Source organism: Streptomyces sp. NPDC097129 (assembly GCF_055668065.1).
Genome location: NZ_JBVOQE010000062.1, coordinates 1 through 1,434, shown reverse-complemented (window position 1 = coordinate 1,434; position 1,434 = coordinate 1). Strand labels below are relative to the sequence as shown.

Here is a 1,434-nt window from a genome sequence, read left to right as displayed (position 1 = left end):
CCTCAAACTGACGACGCCCAGATCCATCTCGTTGGCCCGGGTCAGGTGCTTCCGCGCTACGGGCTCAAACGTCAGGGCGACGACGACCGAAACGAGCACCGTCGTAGCGAAGAGAATTCGTTTCGTGCGATGGGGGGATTTGTCGTTCGTGGTCACCTCGTTGGTACTCACCACGGAAGCTCCTGGCAACGCCCGTCACCCGCGGCGGGTTCTACCTGCAGGGTCGCGTGTACGAGATTGAACTGGGTGGCCAATAGATCCTGGGCAGCAGCGAGAACCTTGGTCGGATCGGACTCCTCGTCGATCGTCAAATGCGCCGACGCAACTTCCATGCCCGATGTGAGCGTCCAGATGTGAAGGTCGTGAGCGTCCTTGACTCCGGGGATCCCCTGCAAGGCTTGCGTCACCTCGGTGATGCTCACGCCGGCGGGGGCGTGCTGGAGCAGGATCCGCAGGGCATGGCGGCCGAGATTGTATGCACGCGGTAGGACGAACAAGCCGATCGCAACACCGATCACCGGATCCGCATACCGCCATCCGAAGATCAGTGTGACCAATCCGCTGATCAGGACTCCAACGGACCCGAGCATGTCAGCCATGACCTCGAGATAGGCGCCCCGGACGTTGATGCTTTCCTTCGCCCCGCTGCGAAGCAGCAAGAATGCCGCGATGTTCATCACGAGGCCGACGACAGCGACGATGCTCACCGGGAGTCCAGGGACCTCAGGCGGATCGGAAAGTCGACCGAGAGCTTCGTAGAGAACCAATCCGGCGACACCGAACAGGAGTAGAGCATTGAACAAGGCAGCGAACACCTCCGCCCGGTACATACCGAACGTGCGATCCGGGCGCGATCGCGCTCTTTGCGCAAGCAAGATAGCGGTCAATGCCATGAGGATGCCGAACACATCGGTGAAGACGTGTGCGGAGTCGGAGAGCAGGGCGAGTGATGACGTGGACAACCCCACGATGACTTGCGTGACGAACGTGACCAGACCGAGCCCGACGGCTATCCATAATTTGCGGACATGTTTACCCGATGCACTCGCAGCTTGTTCCGCAACGCCGTGCCCATGGCCGTGACCCATCTCGATATGCCCTTCTCGCCGATGACTGGAGCGTCGTATTCTCATATGCGCATATTTGCCAACGAGAGAGTTTCAGTAAACCCTGGCTGAAGCACCCATGCAACTATCCGTCATAGTATTTTGGTCCGGAGCACCGATCGCGCGGGCGAGATCCACAATGCTGAGAGGTCCACCCGCAAATGATCGAAACCGAACCGTCCGGCGCCGATACCCTCGTCGTCGGACGACCCATACGGAAAGTATTGGGATGGGGTGTCATAGCTGCAATCACTGCGGCGGCATTGGCGCGCGCATCAACTTCCGAGGCGCTGCGATTGCTCGGACTTCCAGATCCGGGGCCCTTGAC

The 1,434-nt window shown here is 60.0% G+C and carries 1 protein-coding gene; it reads right to left on the bottom strand.

From position 1 onward, the window contains the following. Nucleotides 1–167 precede the first annotated feature (167 nt). On the bottom strand, nucleotides 168–1,088 hold the full coding sequence (locus AC0B9F_RS38095; protein WP_472010385.1) for a cation diffusion facilitator family transporter: 921 nt from the start codon (nucleotides 1,086–1,088) through the stop codon (nucleotides 168–170). Nucleotides 1,089–1,434: the final 346 nt, after the last annotated feature.

Bases quoted from the DNA above. Each gene is read 5' to 3' on its own strand.
- AC0B9F_RS38095 (WP_472010385.1), bottom strand. From the start codon at position 1,088: ATGGGTCACGGCCATGGGCACGGCGTTGCGGAACAAGCTGCGAGTGCA.